Source organism: Plasticicumulans acidivorans (genome assembly GCF_003182095.1).
GTDB classification, from domain to species: domain Bacteria; phylum Pseudomonadota; class Gammaproteobacteria; order Competibacterales; family Competibacteraceae; genus Plasticicumulans; species Plasticicumulans acidivorans.
The window spans coordinates 232,696-249,597 of the sequence record NZ_QGTJ01000006.1; the positions used below are offsets into that span (position 1 = coordinate 232,696).

The following is a 16,902-nucleotide window of genomic DNA, read 5'->3' on the forward strand; positions in this document are numbered from 1 at the left end:
CCGCGGCGCAACACGGTGTTCATGCGCAGACCTCCAGGTTCGGTGCCGGTGCCTGCAGCAGCACCAGCTGGGCCGGATGCAGCGCCAGCAGTTCGGTGTCGGTGCAGCTCAGGCGCTCGGCAAGGGGCCGCGGACTCGCCGGCAGCGGCACGGCCGCCGGCGCATCGATCCCGGCGGCGAGCAGGCCGAGCGCCAGCACGCGGCACCACAGCACGCCCGCGACCTGCTGCACGCAGCCCTCGATGCGGCTGGCGTACTCGCCTTCGCCGAGCCGGCGGCGGTAGAGGCCGAACAGCCCGCTGTAGGCACTGGCCTCATCGTCGGCGAGGCCGAGTGCGCTGCGGATGCGCGCCTCGATGTCGGCGGCATCCAGCCGCGCATCGCCGGCCCAGCGCAGGTCGAGCTGCACGTAGCGCAGGCGCGCCTGCTGCACCAGGGTCGGGTAGCGGTCGGGGCCGCGGCAGTGCTGGTACTGCGCGATGCTGGCGCGCACCTGGGCGAATTCCGCCTCGCGCCCGGCGGCCAGCAGCACCTGCAGCGTCAGCGCCGGCACGCCGTCGGCGAGCCCCCAGCTGGCGCGCGCCGCGGTGACGCCGGGGAGGCTGCGCAGCTCGGTCTCGTAGTCGGCGAGGCTGACCAGGCGACCGAGGCCCTGCACGCGGCCGGGGGCGTTGCTGCGCGCGCGCTCGGCCGCTTCCGGCTCGGCACCGCCGCCGACCACGCCCGGCAGCAGCACCTTGTCGAGCCCGTCGAGGCGCTGGCCGGCTGACGGCGTGGTGCCGGTCTTGAGCACGCCGTGGGCGCCGTTGCCGCTGCGGTAGCGGGCGCGGACGTTGCCGACGCCGCTCGGCAGCCGTGCGCCGGTCTCGCCGTCGCCGAACTGCACCCAGCTGTTGCCGTCGCTGTCCTCGCGCACCAGGTAGACCTCCTCCAGCGGGCCGCGGCCGAACAGCGACTCGACCTGCGTCCACAGCCGGCCGTCGACGCGCACTTCCAGCTGCGGGCGCTGCGGCGGCGTCGCCCCGGCGGCGAGCAGATAGGTGAGCGGCGTCTTCGGCACGCGGAAGGTCTGGAAGCGCGCGCGGCCGTCGCCGTTGCCGAGCGCGACCTCGGCCTCGGCGCGGCCCTGCGTGGCCTCGACCAGATTGCCGAGCACCTCGACGTGCGGCTGCGTCTCGTCGAAGTCCTCGCGCGGGAACGGCGGCGGGCTGGCGAAGGACAGCGGCCACAGCCGTGGCGCCTCATCGGCTCCGGCGCTGAAGTCCGCCGGCACATTGGTGCAGGCGAGCGCGGCCTGACGGCCGTCGGCATGCAGCAGCAGCAGCGAGCGGGCGGCGAGCGGCGCGGCCTCGGCGGCGCTGCCGAAAAAGTAGAGCGCGGCCTCGGCACTGGCGAAGGCACCGTCGTCGAACTCGGCGCAGGGGCGCAGCTGCAGGGCCGGGCCGGAGATGTCCTGGATGCGGAAGTCGCGCACGTCGGCGCGCAGGTCGGGGAAGCCGTCGTGGCGCAGCAGCGGCTGCGTCAGCGTCAGCAGCGTCGCCGAGCCGTTCAGCGTGCCGAAGCCGAGCGTGCCGAAGCGCGCTGCGCTGATGCGGCGCACGGCGGCGAGCGGGTAGTGCACGTCACTGTCGGCATCCTCGCGCACCAGGGTTTCCACCAGCACGCGGCTGCCGGCGACCAGCTCCGGCACCTCGCCGTCGAGCGGCAGCAGCGTGGCCGGCAGCGTGATCGAGCAGTCGGTGAGGCCGCAGGCGTGGTTGGGCTTGAGGTGGCGCTCGTAGTCGGTGGCGTATTCATAGGCGCCGGTGATGACGCCGGCGGCGTCCTTGCGGCTGACGCTGCGCGTCGGCGGTGCGGCGTGGCCGAAGTGGCGGAAGCTGCGGCCGAGGCGGTAGGCCAGCACCGGCAGCGGCCAGTCGGCCGGCGGCGGGTTGTCGAATTCGACGATGCGGCGTTCGAGCACGCGACGCACCGCCTTGACCTTGAGCAGCTGCGGCGCGCTCTGCGGGCCGAGCGCGACGGCGCTGAGGGTCCATGCCGGTTCCGGCGGAATCAGCACGATGCGGTCGCCCGGCCTGAGCGCGGCATCGAGGCTGGCGGCGTCGCTGGCGCCGTCGACCGCGGCCAGCTCGCAGCGCGCCACGCCGGCGGCCAGCGCGGTGGCGTAATGGCGCGCGCGGTAGAGGTGAAAGCGCGACAGCTGCGGCTCGGCGAGCAGCTCGACGGCAGTCTGGAACTCGGCCGGGTCGGCGAGGGCGTCGAGCTCGGCCTTGAGCGCAAAGCCGGCCGGCACGCTGAGCCGGCGGCGCACCTCCAGCGCAAAGGTCGCGCGGCCGGCGATGCCGGGCGCCAGACGGTAGCCGAGCAGGCGCACCAGCGCGGCGACGCTCTCGCGCCAGCGCGCGGTGCGCAGGAAGCACTCGTTGGCGTAGCGCTGCTGGTAGAAGCTCAGCACGTCGCCGAGCAGCGCCGCGCCTTCGAGCAGCGCGATGCCGGGGTCGTCGGCGTCGCGGTGGGTCCAGGCAGCGAGCTCGACGGCGGCGTCGATGTCGCGCAGCAGCCGCTCGCGAAAGCTCGCGTAATCGCCGATGCGGTAGTCGATCGCCGGCAGCGCCGGGCGGTTGTCCGGCTGGCGCGGAAAGACGAACGGGTCGCTGATGAAAGCCCGGCATTCATCGGCCATGGCGGCGGTCTCCGCGCTGCGCGTTCATTGCCGGCCCCCGCGCAGCGTCAGCTGCAGGCTGCCGAGTTCGAGGTGGTCGGGGTCGTTGCGGACCAGGAAGATCTCGTCGAAGCCGGCTTCGAGCACCTCGGGGTCGGCCGTTCCCGGCGTCGCTGCATCGAAGCGGCGCATGCGGATGGCGATCAGGTGCTCGACGCCGGGGATCGCGTGCAGCCGGCCTTCGAGCTCGCTGCGGTGCAGGCTCTGGCCGAAGGTCCAGGCGTCGGGGTGGAAGAAGCCGCGACGACCGTCGGCGGTCCAGCCGTCCGACAGTTCCTGCTCGATGACGTAGCGCAGGTCCTCGACCCAGTAGTCGGGCTGCAGGCACAGCTCGATGTCGATACTGAGCGGCACGAAGCGCGGCGGGCGCAGTTCGAGATCTTCACCAATCAGGCGCACCGCCTCCAGGTGCGCGGCCACCGCCGCGCGCAGCGCCGGCGTCAGCTCGGTGCTGCCGAGCGGGTCGAGGCACAGACGCACGCAGCGCCAGCTGCCGGTCCAGGCGTAGCGGGCGACGGCGCGGGCGACGCCGGGGACTTCCTCGGCGCGCTGCACGTAGTCGGCCAGCGTGATCGCGCGCAGCTGGCGGGCGCGGTAGGCCTCGGGGGCGTTGCGCAGGATCTTTTCCGGCGGCTCCGGCGCGCGGCCGTCAGTCACGTCGAACGGATTCCACACGCTGGCGATGGCGCCGGCCGGCAGGCTCGGCGGTGGTTGCAGGTGCACCAGCGTCTGCGCGCCGACATTGCCGGCGAGGCCGCCGCCCGCCGCCAGCACCTGATAGTCGGTGTGGACGATGGCGCCGTCGGCCAGCCAGCGGCCGTTGATGCCGTCGCCGAAGCGCAGCGTGCTGCGGCCGAGCTCGTCGGTCTCGACGACGTAGTGGTCACCTTCCTCGGCGCTGTCGTCGCTGTGCACCAGTTCGGTGACTTCGTCCCAGGGTTCGCTGAGGCCGCCGGCCTCGACACTGAGCTGCAGCGTCGAGCGCGGTGCGACTTCACCGCCGGGTGGCGTCGGCAGCCAGGCGAGCGGGGCGTCGGGCAGCGCGCAGAGCACGCCGCGCGGCTCGCCGTAGAGGTAGCGGCGGCGGTAGTGGCGGTGGCGCTCGCCGGGCTGGTCGAGCGGCAGGTCGCTGCCGGCCTCATGGAAATGCGTGCGTGCCAGCCGGCCCTGATGCACCGGCAGCAGGTTGCCGTGCAGCAGCGAGATGTCGTCGATGCGCGCGCCGCCGGCACCGCAGTAGCTCAGCACCGCGTAGTCGTAGCGCAGCGCATCGGTATCCGCCCAGTGCACGCGCAGCGGCCAGGCATCGGCGACCGGATCGCGCAGCACGCGGGCATCGGGCAGCAGGGTCAGCAGCTGGCGCTTGCGCGGGTCGCGGCCGGCGGCGCGGCCGGTGTGCGGGTTGAGTTTTTCCTCGATCAGCAGTTGCGGCAGGCGGCCGCTGTTGATGCGCGCCGCCAGGTCGAGCGAATGCGCCTGCGTCGCGCCGCCGGCGAGCACGGGCAGCAGGTCGGCGCTGGTCGAGCCGGCGGCCAGCGCCGGTTGCGCGTCGGCCCAGGTGTGCACGCGCAGCACGTTGAGCAGCGGATCGAGCTCGCGGCGTGCCGCCGGCGGCAGGCGGGTTTCGCGGCTGGCGAACCAGACCTGAGCGTCGACGTCGTCGGCATGGCCGGCCCATACCTGCAGCTCGCTGTCGAGCTGCAGCGGCAGCAGCGCCGGCGGGATCGCCAGCGGGTCGAGCAGCAGCGCCAGCCAGGTGCTCGCCTGATTGCCCTGATGCACCTGGTAGTCCATCAGCCGCGCATGGCGCACCAGCGAGACGCGCTTGCGCGCGCTGGCCAGCGTCGCTTCGGCCAGCGTGCGGTCCTGATAGTCGGAGAGCTCGTCGGCGGCGGCGGCGAACAGGTCGATCAGCACCTGATCGAGATCGGCTTCGCTGGTCGGTTGCCAGGCCGGCACGCGCGCCGCCATCGCGCTCATCAGCAGGTGGCGGAAGCTGTCGTAGTCCTTCGCCAGATAGTCGATCGCCGGCACGGCGGCGGCCGCCCGGTTGCCGGCGGCGGCCGCGGCGCAGTCATTGGTGAAGCAGCCGGGGCGGAAGCGGAACGCCAGCGCGGCGAAGAACGGGTCGAGCTCGGCGGCGTCCCACACCAGCTCCAGCGTATAGGTCGAGTAGTCGCCGACCGGCTCGACGCTCAGGCGCAGGCTGGCGGCATCGGGGCCGGCGGCGACCGCGGTGCAGCGCACCTGGCCGGCGGCCGGCCCGGCCGGCAGGCGGTGGCCGCCGCGGATCGGGAACAGCGCCGTCGCCGCGCCGGGCAGCGCCACCGCGGCGAGGATCGCGGCGACGTGGCGGTCGTTGACGAAATGCAGCTCCAGCCAGGCGCTGCCGGGCGGCGCCGGCGGCGTCAGCGCCACCAGCACCGCCGCCAGGCCGTTGAGATCGAGCGCCGCGAGGTCGCGGGCGCGCTCGTCGATGGCGTCGCTGTCCTGGATCGCACTCATCGTGCCCCCTCACTGCCCCTGCCGCTGGAAGCGCAGCACGCGCGAGTCGGCGCTGCCGGCCGGGCGGTAGCGCACCTCGATGTCGATACGCTCGCCGGCGAACTCGACCACCAGCGCCTCCAGCGTCAGCCGCTGCGCCAGCCAGCGCGACACCGCCTGGGTGATGCGCGCGCGGGTGACGCCTTCGAGCACCTCGGAACCGGGCTCGAACACCAGCTTGCGCACGCCGGCGCCGAACTCGGTGACGAACGGCCGCTCGCCGGGGGCGGTCAGCAGCAGCTGCAGCAGCTCATCGCGCACGTGCTCGACTTCGGAGGCGGGCGCGGCGCTGCGGCCGTCGTTGCCGATGTGAAACGGAAAGGCGAGGTGTCGGCCGGGAACGTCGTTCATCGTCGCGTGCCTCCTCGGGTGCGCCGGCGCTCAGGCGCCGATTTTCATGGCGTCGTTGACGAGGCTCGCGCCGGCCGTCGTCACCTTGACCATGCCGTGATTGAGGTCGATCTCGCTGCGGCTGATCTGCAGCGTGCAGCTGCCGAAGCTCAGCGTGATGCCGTCGGCGGCGAGCACGATCTCGGCGCCGCCGGGGTGCTTGAGGCGGATTTCGTCAGCGGCCTCGTCGAGCATCAGCTGATGGCCGCCGCTCGTGCTCAGCAGGCGCACGGTGTCGCCCTTGGGGTCGGGGCGCTGGTCGCGCTGCCACCAGCCGCCGCTCCAGATCGGCCGGGCGATGTCGCCGGCCTCGAACTCGATCCACACGCCGTCGCCGACTTCCGGCAGCAGCACCAGGCCGTGACCGGCGCCGGCGAAGGGCAGCGCCGGCAGCGCCCACGGCGAGTCGATCTCGCCATACACCGCCGGCACCGTGGCGCGGATGCGGCCCATGCCGTCCGGGTCGCCGATGTCGCTGACCAGGCCGCGGTACTTGCCGAAGTGATGATCGCGCTGGAACTCGGCGAGGCCGACCAGCGACTGCTCCATTTCCGCTCCCATCGTCATGCTGCCTCCGCGCACTTTCAGAAAATCGACAGGCTGGCCGACAGCGACACCGACAGCCCGCCGGCGCCGCCGTCCGGCGCCGGCGCGCCGGGCTCGTTGAGCGAGTCGGCCAGCGCCTCGAACTGCTGGGTGTAGACCGACGGTGTGATGTGGTGCGTGACCTTGGCGATCAGCCATTCGCCGGACAGCGGCAGGTCGCCGGCCTCGACCGGCACGCGCCGGTAGGGCGCGAGCACGCCGGCGTAGCAGCCGGCGACCAGCTTGCCGCTGGCGCGGTAGGCCCAGGCCGACTGGCGGGCATCGCCGATGGTGCGTTCGCCGGGGTCGTCGCGGTCGTCGTCCTCGGGGCGCAGCAGGCGGCTGGCGCCGCTGGCACCGGCGAGCGGCGGCAGCGGGCGCAGCAGCGTGAGGTCGCGCGGGCCGCTCTGCGCGCTCTGGATCTGGCCGTCGACGATGTGCAGCGTGCGCCCGCTGCTGCTGCCGGGGGCTTCGGAGTCCTCGTGCAGTTCGAGCTCGGTGAGGTTGCGCCCGCTGCCGAGCAGCACCAGCGGCGGCAGACCGTCGCTGCGGCTCGGGTCGGGCAGGAAGCAGCCGACGCTCTGGCCGCGCGTGCTGCCGGGCAGCACGTAGGCATGGCGGCCGTGGGCCCGCGCCAGCCGGCGCAGGAAGGCGATCTCGCTGCCGCGGCGCACCACCGCGGCGCGGGCGCTGCCGGCGGCCTCGATGCGGGTGCTGGCGATGAAGGCGAAGCGGCCGAACAGCTCGCGGGCGATGGCCTCGTCGCTGCGGTTCTCGAAGGTCTCGACCGCTTCGCTGCGGTTCATCAGCACGCTGTCGTCGCGCACCACCAGCGTCGCGCTGCTGCGCCCGGGCAGGCTGTCGAGGGCGTGCTCGAAGGCGGCGACCGGGCCATCGATCAGCGCCACGAACCCGGCGCTGCCGAGCTGCAGCTCGATGCGCACGCGCGAGAACGGCGCGGCCAGCTGATCCGGGCGGTGCTGCCAGCGCCCGTCGGGCGCGGTGCACAGCGTCATGCGGATGCGCGCCTCCCAGGCCATGTCCGCCTCCTGCTCGACGGTGATCTCGTCGACGCGGGCGAGCTCCTCGGCCGTCGCCGGCCGCTCGCCGAAGTAGAGGCGAAACGCTGCCGCCGGCATCAGCGCTCGTCCGGCAGCGTCAGCGTGGCGCCGGTCTCGGCGCACAGCTCGCGGGCGGCGTCGAGCGCACTGTTGGCGTCGGCGATGTGCCAGAAGCGGGTGCCGTCGGCGTAGCCGGCCTGCGCCAGCAGGTCGAGGCGGTCGTTGTCCTGCACCGCGTGCGCCGTGCCCGCGCTCGGCGGCAGCGGGCGCAGGCGCAGCGCGCTGACCACGCGGCCGTCGGCCAGCGTCACCGTCTCCTGCATCACCTTCGCGTAGCGGGAAGCGTCGAGAAACATCGCATCCTCCGTATCCGCCGGGCGGCCACACCGCTCACAGCGGGATCAGCTCGACCACCTGTTCGGCGGTGTTGGCGAGGTTGGCGATCGCCTGGGCTTCCTTGGCGATCGTGGTGTATTCGAGGGCACCCTTGGCCAGCCAGTCGTCGTCGCAGTCGTCGACGGCGATCACCGTCAGGCCGATTTCGACCTCGGCGCGCAGCGGGTTGAGCAGGTGGTCGTATTCGAGTTCGGTGATGCTCATCGAGTCGATGGTCACCGGCAGCACCCGCGTCAGCCCCCAGATGAACAGCGTCTTCGGGAACTGCTCGCGCGGGATCGCCTGCGCCGGTGCCGCGCCGCCGCCGAGCGCGCCGCCGATGGCATCGAGCGCGGCGCCGATCAGGCCCTCGATCTTGCCGGCCGGCTGCACCAGTTTTTCCAGCGCGCACAGCTGCGGGCCGATGCCGAAGGTGCGGGCGAGGAGCTTGTCGTCCTTGAGCAGGTCGGCGGCGCTGAAGTGCGCAGTCAGCGACACGCTCTCGAAGGTCTTGTCGCCGGCCTGGGTGCGCTCGCGGGCGTTGACGCCGGTCGGCCGCTCGGGAATGCGCAGCGTGCGCGTGAGCTTTTCCGGGTTGAACTGGAAGATCACCACATTGGGGATCGGCCCGATCAGCCCGGCCCCGTATTCGATCAGCGCCCCGCGCAGCAGCACGGCCATGATCTCAGGCTCCGCCGCGCCGCGCCGCGATCTGCTGCGCGATGCGCTCGGCGAGCGTCTGCGCCAGCGTCGCGGCGCCGGCGGTCTGCCCCGCGGGGCCGCTGAGGCTGGCGAGGAGCTGCGCCGGCAGCGCCTGCACCGCGGCCTCGGCGACGCCCGGCGGGTAGCCGCGCAGATCGAGGTCGAGGCGGTCGATGACGATGCGACGTGGCGCGGCGCGCGGGGCCGCCGCGGCGCTGTCCGCGGCCGTCGTGCCGGGTGGGCTCAGGTCGGCTGCCGTGGGGCGCGTAGTACCGGGCTGTTGCATGGCGGCCTCCTAATCGCCGAGGTGGGCCGCATACGGCCCGAACTGATCGAGGCTGACGGTGCGGCCGAGCTTGTCGAGCTCGCGGCGCAGCGCGCGCACCAGTGCTGGCATTTCCAGACGCCGCGGCGCGCCGGCTCCGGCGCTGAGCAGACAGGCCTGGAACACCACCGAGCGGATGTGGCCGCCGGCGAGGGCGAAGCGCTGGGCGAGGAATTCGAGGTCGAGCGCGCTGGCGTCGGCCGCCGGCGGCAGCACCGCGCGCCAGATGCGCAGGCGCTCCTCGGCGCCCGGTTGCGGAAACTCGATGAGGAAACGCAGCCGGCGCATGAACGCCTCGTCGAGATCCTTGCGCCGGTTGCTGGCGAGGATCGCCAGGCCGCGGAAGCGCTCCATGCGTTCGAGCAGGTAGCTGATCTCCAGATTGGCGTAGCGGTCATGGGCGTCGCGCACCTCGGTGCGCTTGCCGAACAGCGCGTCGGCCTCGTCGAAGAACAGGATGACGTCGGCGGCGTCGGCGGCGTCGAACACGCGCTTGAGGTTCTTCTCGGTCTCGCCGATGTATTTGTCGACCACCTGCGACAGGTCGATGCGATACAGCGGCATGGCCAGCGCGCGCGCCAGCGCCTCGGCCGCCATGGTCTTGCCGGTGCCGGGCGGGCCGGCGAACAGCGCCGACAGCCCGCATTCATTCCAGGCGCGGGCGGTGCCCCAGTCGTGATGCACGCGGGTCAGCGCCCGCGCGGCCTGCACCAGCTCGCTGATCTGCGCGCTCTGCCGCGGCGGCAGCATCAGTTCATCGAGCGTGAAGCGCGGCGTCACCGGGCGCGCCAGCTCACCGAGGTCGACGTCGGCGCGGCAGGCGGCGTAGAGATCGGCGGCGCGCGGCGGCCGGCCGAGCGCGCGCAGCGTGGCGCAGAGCGTGTCGATGTGGCTGCGCTCGTAGCGAAAACGCCGCGCGCAGTCGGCCATCGCCGCCTGCAGTTCGGCATCGCGGCCGGCCAGCGGCAGGCCGGCATCCCAGGCGGCGAGCCGCGCCTGCCAGTCGGCCGGCGCCAGCTCCAGCGCCGGCAGCGCCTGCGGCAGGCGCGCGGCGCTGCGACGGTCGGCACTGAGCACGAACAGCGTCAGCGGCAGGGCCGGCAGCGGCAGGGCGGCGGCCTCGGCATGCTCGTCGGTGGCCGGGGCCGGCAGCACCAGCGCCAGGCCGCGCAGCCAGCACAGGCTCATCAGCGCTGCGAGCGCATTTTCCGGCGCACCGGCGCGCGGCTGCACGCAGCCTTCGCCGAGTTCGGCGGCGATGCGCGCGGCGACGCCGGCCAGCGGGGCGCCGCTGGCGCCGCACAGCGGTAGCAGTCGGCGGCGCTGCTGTCCGGCGCTGCGCAGCCGCGCGGCGCACAGCGCGAGCGTTGCGGTATCGGGGAGCGGTTCGGTGACGGCGGTGACGGCTTCCAGCGCATCGGGCAGCGCGCCGCCGGGGTAGAGCAGCTCGCGGGCGAGCAGCGGCGGCACGCGCAGCGGCGTGTCCCAGTCCTGCGGCGGCGCGAGCAGGCCGTAGCGGGCCAGGCGCTGCGCGGCATCGAGCAGCGCCAGCGCGTCCTCGGGGCTCTCCCACAGGCGTTGCGCGAGCGCCGGCGTTGGCAAGGCGCGCCCGTCCTGATGCAGGCAGGCGGCGATGACGCTGCCGCAGGCGGCATCGACGCTCGGTGCCAGCGCCAGCGCCAGCACGAAGCATTCGAACGGCGTCAGCGCCAGTTCACGCACCACCCAGCCGAAGCCGCCGCGCGGCGGTGGCGGCGCGCCGTGGCCGTCCGGCGCCGCTACGGCGATCAGCTCGCTGAGGTAGCGGGCGGTGGCGTCGCCGGCGTGGAAACGGCGCTTCTCGGCCTCCCAGCGCGTCAGGTCGAGCGCGGCGGCGAGGGCATCGCCGGGTGGCGGCAGCAGGCCGCCGGCGGCCGTGTCGGCTTCGGTCCCGGCGAGCAGGCCGTGTTCGTGCCACAGCCAGCAGACCTCGCGGCGCAGACGCAACGTGACCTGGCGCAGCCAGTGCGCGGCCAGCACATCGTCGACGCGCAGGGCCGGCTCGAAGCTCGGCGGCAGCATCCGCGGCGCGGCGCTCACGGCAGCAGCACCGCTGGCGTGCGCCGCGCCTGCTGGCCGTTGACGCGGACGACCACGCGGTATTCGCCGGCCGGCAGCCCGGCGGCGAAGGCGGTGACGCTCAGGCTGTTCTGCGCCGGGCCGGGCACGATGCTGCCGGCCGGCGGGATCGCCGGCGGCGGCAGGCCGGGTTCGAGCAGGCGGGCGATGCGCCCGTCCTGCACCAGCGCGATGAGGATGTCGTCGTTCCAGGTGCCGAGCAGCGTGCCGCTGACGCTGAGCGTGCCGGCGACGACGGCGACGGTCTCGACCACCGGCAGCAGCGCTAGGCTGAGCAGGCCGCCGCTGCGCCAGCGGCCGCCGGGCAGCACGATGCCGACGTCGAGCGTCTGCAAGCCGGCCGACAGCGTGCCGCCGGCGGCGATCGGGCCGGCGCCGGCACCGGCGGGGATCTCGCCGTCGGCGCGCAGGCGCAGCCGCTCGGGACGCTGGGCGACGATCGCCAGCGCCACGCCGCCGAGCCGGCATTCGAGCCCGGTCAGCTGCAGATCCTCGCCGCTGAGTTCGAATTCGGCGCCGGGCTCGACGGCGGCCGGGCTCAGCGCCTCCGGCTGCGGGCCGAGCGAGGCGAGCACCGACAGCGCCCGGCCGGCGAGGCCGATCACCGCCGGCGGCGCCTGCGTGGTGTCGATGCCGACGATGCCGGCAAAGGCTGGCGGCTCAGCCGGCGCGATCATCACCGGCCGCACCTGAAAAGCCACCGACAGGCGGTAGCGCTCGTCCGGGCCCTGCATCAGCCGTGACAGCAGCTCCGAGGAGGTTTCGTCGAAGGTGACTTTCAGCGGCTCCGGGTTGTTCTCCAGCGCCTGACGGATGTTGGCGTCGAGCATCGCGTCGAGGCGCAGGAAGTTGAGTTCCTGCAGTGCGCCGAGGCCGCGGCCGAGCAGCTCGTGGGCGGCCATGCTGTCGCTGACCGCGCCTTCGTCATAGGCGGTCAGCAGGTAATGCAGGCACAGCCACAGCGGCGGCGGCTGGTCGTCGGCGAGCGCCACGTTGCGCAGGCTGGCATCGAAGCTGACTTCGAACAGGAACAGGTTGAGCTTGGGGTCGGAACCGGCGCTCGCCGCCAGCTCAGGGTGGTTGATGCTGACCTCGTGGCCGAGCCGCGTCAGGTGCTCGCGCAGCAGCCGCGTGGTTGCACCGATCGCCCGTCCCGAATCTGCCAGAGCCATCGCCGTGCACCTCGCTCAGGGCCGCAGAAAGTGGCGCCGCAGCCGTGGCGTGCTGGCGGCCGGGCGTGGCGCGGCGGCTTGCACCGGCGCCGCTTCGCGTCGCACAGCGGCCGGAGCGGGTGCCGGTGCCGGGGCTTCGATGCGCACGCTGATGGTGCCGATGTGCAGCTCGACACGTTCCTCGATCACAGCAGGCGGTGCACCGGTCCGCGCCGGTGACGACGGCACGGGGCTCGGCGCGCGGGGTTCGGCAGCGGCCGGCGGGCTCGGCTCGACCGCGTCGGGCGTATCGGCCTCGATGATGATTGCGGACTCACGCTGTGGCGCGGCGGGTTCCGAGGCTGCCGGCGTTGCCGCCGCGGCCGGCGCCGGATCGGCGGCGATCCAGGCGAGCACCTGTCGTAACACCGGCTGCACCGGCTCGGCAGCTGACGGCGGCTGCACGGCGGGTGTTGCCATCGCCGCCGTGGCCTCGATGGGATTCGCGAGTGGTGCGAACGCAGGACTCGGCGCGCGCTCGTCGCTGCTCGCTGCCGGTGTTTCGAGCGGCGCTGCGACGGCCGGCGCGGGCGTGCGCGGGGCGGCTTCGCAGGAGTTTTTCTCAACGGTGGATAACACCGTCACCTGCTGCGCCGGTGCAGCGGCCGTCAGCGGGGCTGTCTGCGGTGCCGACGCGGCGGGCACGGTACTTGGTGCAACGTGGCTGAGGCCGGGGGCGGGCGCCGGCGCGGCCGGTGTTTCGAGGCTGATTTCCTGCAGATCGCCGGCCGCCGCCGCCGGCGTCGCGGCTGTCCACTCGGCCGCGCCGGTGGCACTGGCCGGCAGCAGGCCGCTGCGTTCGGCGAGTTGCTCGAAGTAGCTCATGGCCGCGGCTCCTCGGCGTCGATCAGCGCCAGGTACTCGCACCGGCGCGCCGGTGGCAGGTCGAGGATGCGGGCTTCGTCCCAGCCGTAGCGGCTGGCGAGCCGGTGCACCTCGCGCAGCAGGCGGCGGCGCAGGGCGCCGAGGCGGGCGAGGGCCTGCGCTTCCAGGTCGAGCGGGTAGTCGGCTTCGCCGGCGCAGTCGGGACAGCGGCAGCTCAGCGTGAAACAGGGCAGCGGATCGAGGACTTCGAGCTGCTCGCCGGCGCGCGCGCGCCAGTGCGCATCGACGGCGCGGTCGCGCTGCGCCGGGTCGACGATCAGCGTGCCGAGCAGCACGGCGGCGGCCTGCCCGGGGGGCGGAGCCGCGGCCTGCCAGCGGCGCTGGTCATCGCCGGTCGGCCGCCGCAGGCGCACGTCGGCGATGGTCAGCAGCGGTTCGCTTTCCGCGGCCTGGGCCAGCTCCAGCAGGGCGGCCAGTGCCAGCTCGACTTCGAAGATCGTGTCGCAGCCGGCCTGTCGGCAACGCAGGGCCAGCGTCAGCTGCTCGCAGCCTTCGCTGCGGCCGACGATCGCCAGCAGGGCACCGATGCGCCCGGCCAGGGTCAGGCCGCTGACGATCGCCAGGCGATCGGCCGCCGCGCCGTCGAGCAGCGCGGCGAGCAGGGCGCTGACCGCAGCGTTGCGCGTACGGGCATCGGCGTCGAGGCACAGGTCGAGGTCGGCAGCACGGCCGTAGGCGCGCCAGTGCAGCGGCGGTGCGGCGGCGGGGACGAGGTCGGGGCGGGCGGAGGGCATGGTCGCGATCCAGCAACGGCACGGGTCGCGGCCGGCACGGCGGCCGGTCGCGGCTCACGCCCGGCGCTCACGGCGCCGCCGGCACCGGTGAGCGTTCGTCGGGTTCCTTGGTCTCGACGTCGCGCTCCCAGCCTTCCAGCTCGATCTTCAGGCTTTCGATGGCAATCGCATTGGCGTTGGCGTCGAGATCGGGCACGGCGGTGTACTCGCTGACCCAGCAGCGGTGCAGGAAGTAGCGCTTGGCGACGTGGCCTTTTTCGTTGAGCACCTCCAGCGTCAGTTCCTTTTTGTAATTGACCAGGTCCATCGCCGGGTCGCCGGCGAACTGGTGCACCAGGTTCGCCCAGTTCTCGAACTCCGGGTCGTGGGTGATGCCGCGTTCGAGCGTCAGCGCCTCGTAGCTGGTGCGGCCGGGCGATTTGTGCTCGAAGCTGTTGTCGCCGCCGTCGCGGTGCTTGACCACCTCGGTGGTGCGTTTGAGGGCGCCGGCCTTGCTGACGCCGAGCACCGTACGGCCGTCCCACAGCACCCGGAACTTGAAGTTCTTGTACGGATCGATGCGGTGCGCGTTGGTCACGAAGCCTTTGGCCATGAGGGCGATCTCCGTTCAGGGGCTGGCGGCTTACTGCAGATCGCCGGCAATCTGCTGGATCGTGATGACGACGAACTCCGCCGGTTTCAGCGGCGCAAAGCCGACCTCGATGTTGACGATGCCGAGGTTGCGATCGGCCTGCGTGGTGGTTTCCGCGTCGCATTTGACGAAGTAGGCCTGGTCCGGCGTGCTGCCCTGAAAGGCGCCCTGGCGAAACAGGCCGTTCATGAACACGCCGACATTGAGGCGGATCTTGGCCCACAGCGGCTCGTCGTTCGGCTCGAACACCACCCACTGCGTGCCGCGGAACAGCGATTCCTCGATGAACAGCGCGAGGCGGCGGATGGGGATGTATTTCCACTCCGAACCGAGGTCATCGGAGCCGTCGAGCGTGCGTGCGCCCCAGTTGACGAAGCCGCTGGGGAACACCCGCAGGCAGTTCGCGCCGAGCTTGTTGAGCACGCCGTTTTCGAGGTCGGTGAGCTTGACTTCGAGGCCGGCGATGCCGCGCAGATCGGCCTCGGTGCCGGCCGGCGCCTTCCACACGCCGCGGCTGGCATCGGTGCGCGCGATCAGCCCGGCGATGGCGCCGGTGGGGCCGGCGCTGCGGATCGTGCCGCGGTCGTTGAAGCGCAGGCGCGGGAAGAACACCGCCGCGTGATCCTTGACCACGGTCGCACGCAGGTCATTGACCTGCGAGGAGTTCTGCACGATCGCCGGGAGTCCTGCGGCGTCGACCCAGTTGGCCGGCGGATCGATCAATAGAAAAGCGCGCCGTGCCGCGCAATAGATGCTCGCCGGTCCCCAGAGCTGCTGGCGCGTGGCATCCGGCATCTCCAGATCGGCGGGCAGAATCATCAGGTTGAAGATGTCGACGGTGTCGAGCGCGAAGAATCCGGTCTTCTGCACCGGATCGCCGACGTAATCAGCGAAGTCGGGCATGCCACCGTCATTGCCGTCCTGACCGCCGCTGGCAAAAGTACTGGTGCCGGCGGTGCCGAGCGCGTACTGGCGGGTGTTGAGCTGCAGCGCGGCGTTCAGCGTCGCCGCGCCGGCGCCGCTGAAGGCGATCGCGGCGGGCGTTTCGTTGAGCGTGCCGTCCTTGGCCAGGATCGCCAGCTGATAGCTGCCCTGGAGCTCGGCGCGATAGCGCGAACCGGGCGCGGCGCTGATCGCGCTGGCGATGCGCTGCAGTTTTTCACGCACGCCGTCGAGGTGGCCGCTCGGGCTGTCGCCGGGGCGGGCATCGAGGTACCAGAGGTCGGTCGGCGCCGCGGTGGTCTGCAGGTTCAGCGCCAGCGGTGGCTCGGCGCCGATGGTGATCTGGGTGATGGCGTCCTGCGCCAGCCCGGTGAAGTCGTTGAGGCGGGCGAGGCCGCCGGCACCGTCCTCGAAGCGCAGCAGCGAGCCGCTTGGCACCGGGCGGAATTCGCTGCGCCGGGCGATCTCGACGCCGCCGTTGTCGGCCCCGAGCAGCAGGCTGGCGGCCAGATCATTGCTGGCGGCACGACGCACGCGCACCGCGGCGTTGTCGCCGCCGGCGGTATTGGCGGTGATGCGCAGGAAGAACTGGTTGTCGGCCGCGGCATCCTGAGTGATCGCGACCGCCACCTGGCGCGCCGGCACCAGCGCGCCGACGGCAGCGTTGATCCGTGTCTGCAGCTCGGTAGCGATTGCCGCGGCCGTTGCCGGCACCGCGGCCAGCGTGCTCAGGTTGACCAGCGCCCAGGCCGAGCCGTCGACGCTGAGCTCGAAGCTGTGCCGGCGCGTGCCGGCGGCCGGGTTGATCAGGTCATCGAAGACGGTCTGTACCGCTGCGTCGTTGCCGCCGAGCGGGCGGCGCGCCTCGGAATAGCCGGCGGCCATCAGTCCGGCGTTGAGATCGAGGCCGGCGTCGAGCTCGATGTCGATCAGCGTCGAGCCTTGGCTGACGAAACTCGGCGCAAAGCGCGCGGCGGCCGGGTCCATGCTCAGGTTGACGTGGGTTTCGCTGGCGGTGACGGTGCCGCCGGTTTCGAGCAGTACGCGCAGATTGAAGGTCTCGCCGGGATTCGGTGTGGCGTAGTCCACCTCCAGGCGCAGGCCGTTGCCCCACAGGCCTTCGACTTTGGCGCGCGCGCGCAGCACCGGCGTGCCGGCATCGTTGCCGAGCGTGACTTCAGCGCGGCGTGCCGCGGCATTGGCCAGGCGCACGACGTAGCAGTCGGTGCCGCCGTTGTCGAAGAACTGGCGTACCGCCCAGGCGAGTTCGCTCTGCGGGTGCGGAGCGCCGAAGGTCCGCACGAAATCCGGATAACCGAGGCAGCGCACCGCGCTGCGCAGCGGGCCGGTGGTGGCGCGGCCGAAGAAGGCGGCGATGGACGTCGCGACGCCGGTGATCGTGCGCACGCCGCTCGATTTTTCCTGGATGTAGACGCCCGGATAGCTGACCTGAACCATGCGTGCTCTCCCTGTGGCAGGAAGGCTCCGGATCGGCGCCTTCGTCGACCGAATCCGCCCGCGACATCGTGGCGCAGGGCGCGCGATCGACCGGGTATGCCGGAGGCTAGCAATGGGCGGGGGGCAATCAAGCGCTTGTTCGAGTGAGATTTCTGCACACAGTATTTATGAGTGATAATTATACTTGCCACTCATATTGGGTAGGGTTGATATGTATTT

The 16,902-nt window shown here is 72.5% G+C and carries 14 protein-coding genes; all 14 read right to left on the reverse strand.

Annotation, left to right across the window (positions count from 1 at the left end):
- Window positions 1-19 precede the first annotated feature (19 nt).
- Window positions 20-2,683 (reverse strand): baseplate J/gp47 family protein, encoded by a 2,664-nt coding sequence (locus tag C7443_RS12045; RefSeq protein ID WP_110018867.1) that lies wholly within the window; start codon window positions 2,681-2,683, stop codon window positions 20-22.
- A 24-nt stretch (window positions 2,684-2,707) separates the two neighbouring features.
- Window positions 2,708-5,227 (reverse strand): baseplate J/gp47 family protein, encoded by a 2,520-nt coding sequence (locus C7443_RS12050; protein ID WP_110018868.1) that lies wholly within the window; start codon window positions 5,225-5,227, stop codon window positions 2,708-2,710.
- A 9-nt stretch (window positions 5,228-5,236) separates the two neighbouring features.
- The gene (locus tag C7443_RS12055; RefSeq protein WP_110018869.1) at window positions 5,237-5,617 is read right to left on the reverse strand and encodes a GPW/gp25 family protein; all 381 of its coding nucleotides are present in this window, start codon (window positions 5,615-5,617) and stop codon (window positions 5,237-5,239) included.
- Between the two features lie 30 nt (window positions 5,618-5,647).
- Window positions 5,648-6,223 (reverse strand): phage baseplate assembly protein V, encoded by a 576-nt coding sequence (locus C7443_RS12060; RefSeq protein WP_246004640.1) that lies wholly within the window; start codon window positions 6,221-6,223, stop codon window positions 5,648-5,650.
- Window positions 6,224-6,240: 17 nt separating this feature from the next.
- Window positions 6,241-7,380 (reverse strand): hypothetical protein, encoded by a 1,140-nt coding sequence (locus C7443_RS12065; RefSeq protein WP_110018870.1) that lies wholly within the window; start codon window positions 7,378-7,380, stop codon window positions 6,241-6,243.
- A complete protein-coding gene (locus C7443_RS12070; protein WP_110018871.1) occupies window positions 7,380-7,658 on the reverse strand; it encodes a hypothetical protein in 279 nt (92 codons plus the stop codon). The genes C7443_RS12065 and C7443_RS12070 overlap by 1 nt, the downstream gene beginning before the upstream one ends.
- Window positions 7,659-7,692: 34 nt before the next feature.
- Complete coding sequence (locus C7443_RS12075) at window positions 7,693-8,358, reverse strand: hypothetical protein (protein ID WP_110018872.1); 666 nt, start codon at window positions 8,356-8,358, stop codon at window positions 7,693-7,695.
- A gap of 4 nt (window positions 8,359-8,362) precedes the next feature.
- Window positions 8,363-8,665 carry a hypothetical protein gene (locus C7443_RS12080; protein WP_110018873.1) on the reverse strand — a complete coding sequence of 101 codons (303 nt, stop codon included), beginning with the start codon at window positions 8,663-8,665 and terminating at the stop codon, window positions 8,363-8,365.
- A gap of 9 nt (window positions 8,666-8,674) precedes the next feature.
- A complete protein-coding gene (locus C7443_RS12085; protein WP_246004641.1) occupies window positions 8,675-10,783 on the reverse strand; it encodes an AAA family ATPase in 2,109 nt (702 codons plus the stop codon).
- A complete protein-coding gene (locus C7443_RS12090) occupies window positions 10,780-11,994 on the reverse strand; it encodes a Pvc16 family protein (protein ID WP_110018875.1) in 1,215 nt (404 codons plus the stop codon). The genes C7443_RS12085 and C7443_RS12090 overlap by 4 nt, the downstream gene beginning before the upstream one ends.
- Window positions 11,995-12,009: 15 nt before the next feature.
- Entirely contained in the window at window positions 12,010-12,858 is an 849-nt protein-coding gene (locus C7443_RS12095) for a hypothetical protein (RefSeq protein WP_110018876.1), read from the reverse strand.
- Entirely contained in the window at window positions 12,855-13,652 is a 798-nt protein-coding gene (locus C7443_RS12100; RefSeq protein ID WP_110018877.1) for a hypothetical protein, read from the reverse strand. The genes C7443_RS12095 and C7443_RS12100 overlap by 4 nt, the downstream gene beginning before the upstream one ends.
- Window positions 13,653-13,719: 67 nt before the next feature.
- Entirely contained in the window at window positions 13,720-14,244 is a 525-nt protein-coding gene (locus tag C7443_RS12105) for a phage tail protein (protein WP_110018878.1), read from the reverse strand.
- A gap of 30 nt (window positions 14,245-14,274) precedes the next feature.
- Window positions 14,275-16,683 carry a phage tail sheath family protein gene (locus C7443_RS20575; RefSeq protein ID WP_110018879.1) on the reverse strand — a complete coding sequence of 803 codons (2,409 nt, stop codon included), beginning with the start codon at window positions 16,681-16,683 and terminating at the stop codon, window positions 14,275-14,277.
- Between the last annotated feature and the right edge of the window lie 219 nt (window positions 16,684-16,902).

Coding starts and splice junctions, on each gene's coding strand:
- C7443_RS12045 (WP_110018867.1), bottom strand. CDS start 2,683: ATGGCCGATGAATGCCGGGCTTTCATCAGCGACCCGTTCGTCTTTCCG.
- C7443_RS12050 (WP_110018868.1), bottom strand. CDS start 5,227: ATGAGTGCGATCCAGGACAGCGACGCCATCGACGAGCGCGCCCGCGAC.
- C7443_RS12055 (WP_110018869.1), bottom strand. CDS start 5,617: ATGAACGACGTTCCCGGCCGACACCTCGCCTTTCCGTTTCACATCGGC.
- C7443_RS12060 (WP_246004640.1), bottom strand. CDS start 6,223: ATGACGATGGGAGCGGAAATGGAGCAGTCGCTGGTCGGCCTCGCCGAG.
- C7443_RS12065 (WP_110018870.1), bottom strand. CDS start 7,380: ATGCCGGCGGCAGCGTTTCGCCTCTACTTCGGCGAGCGGCCGGCGACG.
- C7443_RS12070 (WP_110018871.1), bottom strand. CDS start 7,658: ATGTTTCTCGACGCTTCCCGCTACGCGAAGGTGATGCAGGAGACGGTG.
- C7443_RS12075 (WP_110018872.1), bottom strand. CDS start 8,358: ATGGCCGTGCTGCTGCGCGGGGCGCTGATCGAATACGGGGCCGGGCTG.
- C7443_RS12080 (WP_110018873.1), bottom strand. CDS start 8,665: ATGCAACAGCCCGGTACTACGCGCCCCACGGCAGCCGACCTGAGCCCA.
- C7443_RS12090 (WP_110018875.1), bottom strand. CDS start 11,994: ATGGCTCTGGCAGATTCGGGACGGGCGATCGGTGCAACCACGCGGCTG.
- C7443_RS12095 (WP_110018876.1), bottom strand. CDS start 12,858: ATGAGCTACTTCGAGCAACTCGCCGAACGCAGCGGCCTGCTGCCGGCC.
- C7443_RS12100 (WP_110018877.1), bottom strand. CDS start 13,652: ATGCCCTCCGCCCGCCCCGACCTCGTCCCCGCCGCCGCACCGCCGCTG.
- C7443_RS12105 (WP_110018878.1), bottom strand. CDS start 14,244: ATGGCCAAAGGCTTCGTGACCAACGCGCACCGCATCGATCCGTACAAG.
- C7443_RS20575 (WP_110018879.1), bottom strand. CDS start 16,683: ATGGTTCAGGTCAGCTATCCGGGCGTCTACATCCAGGAAAAATCGAGC.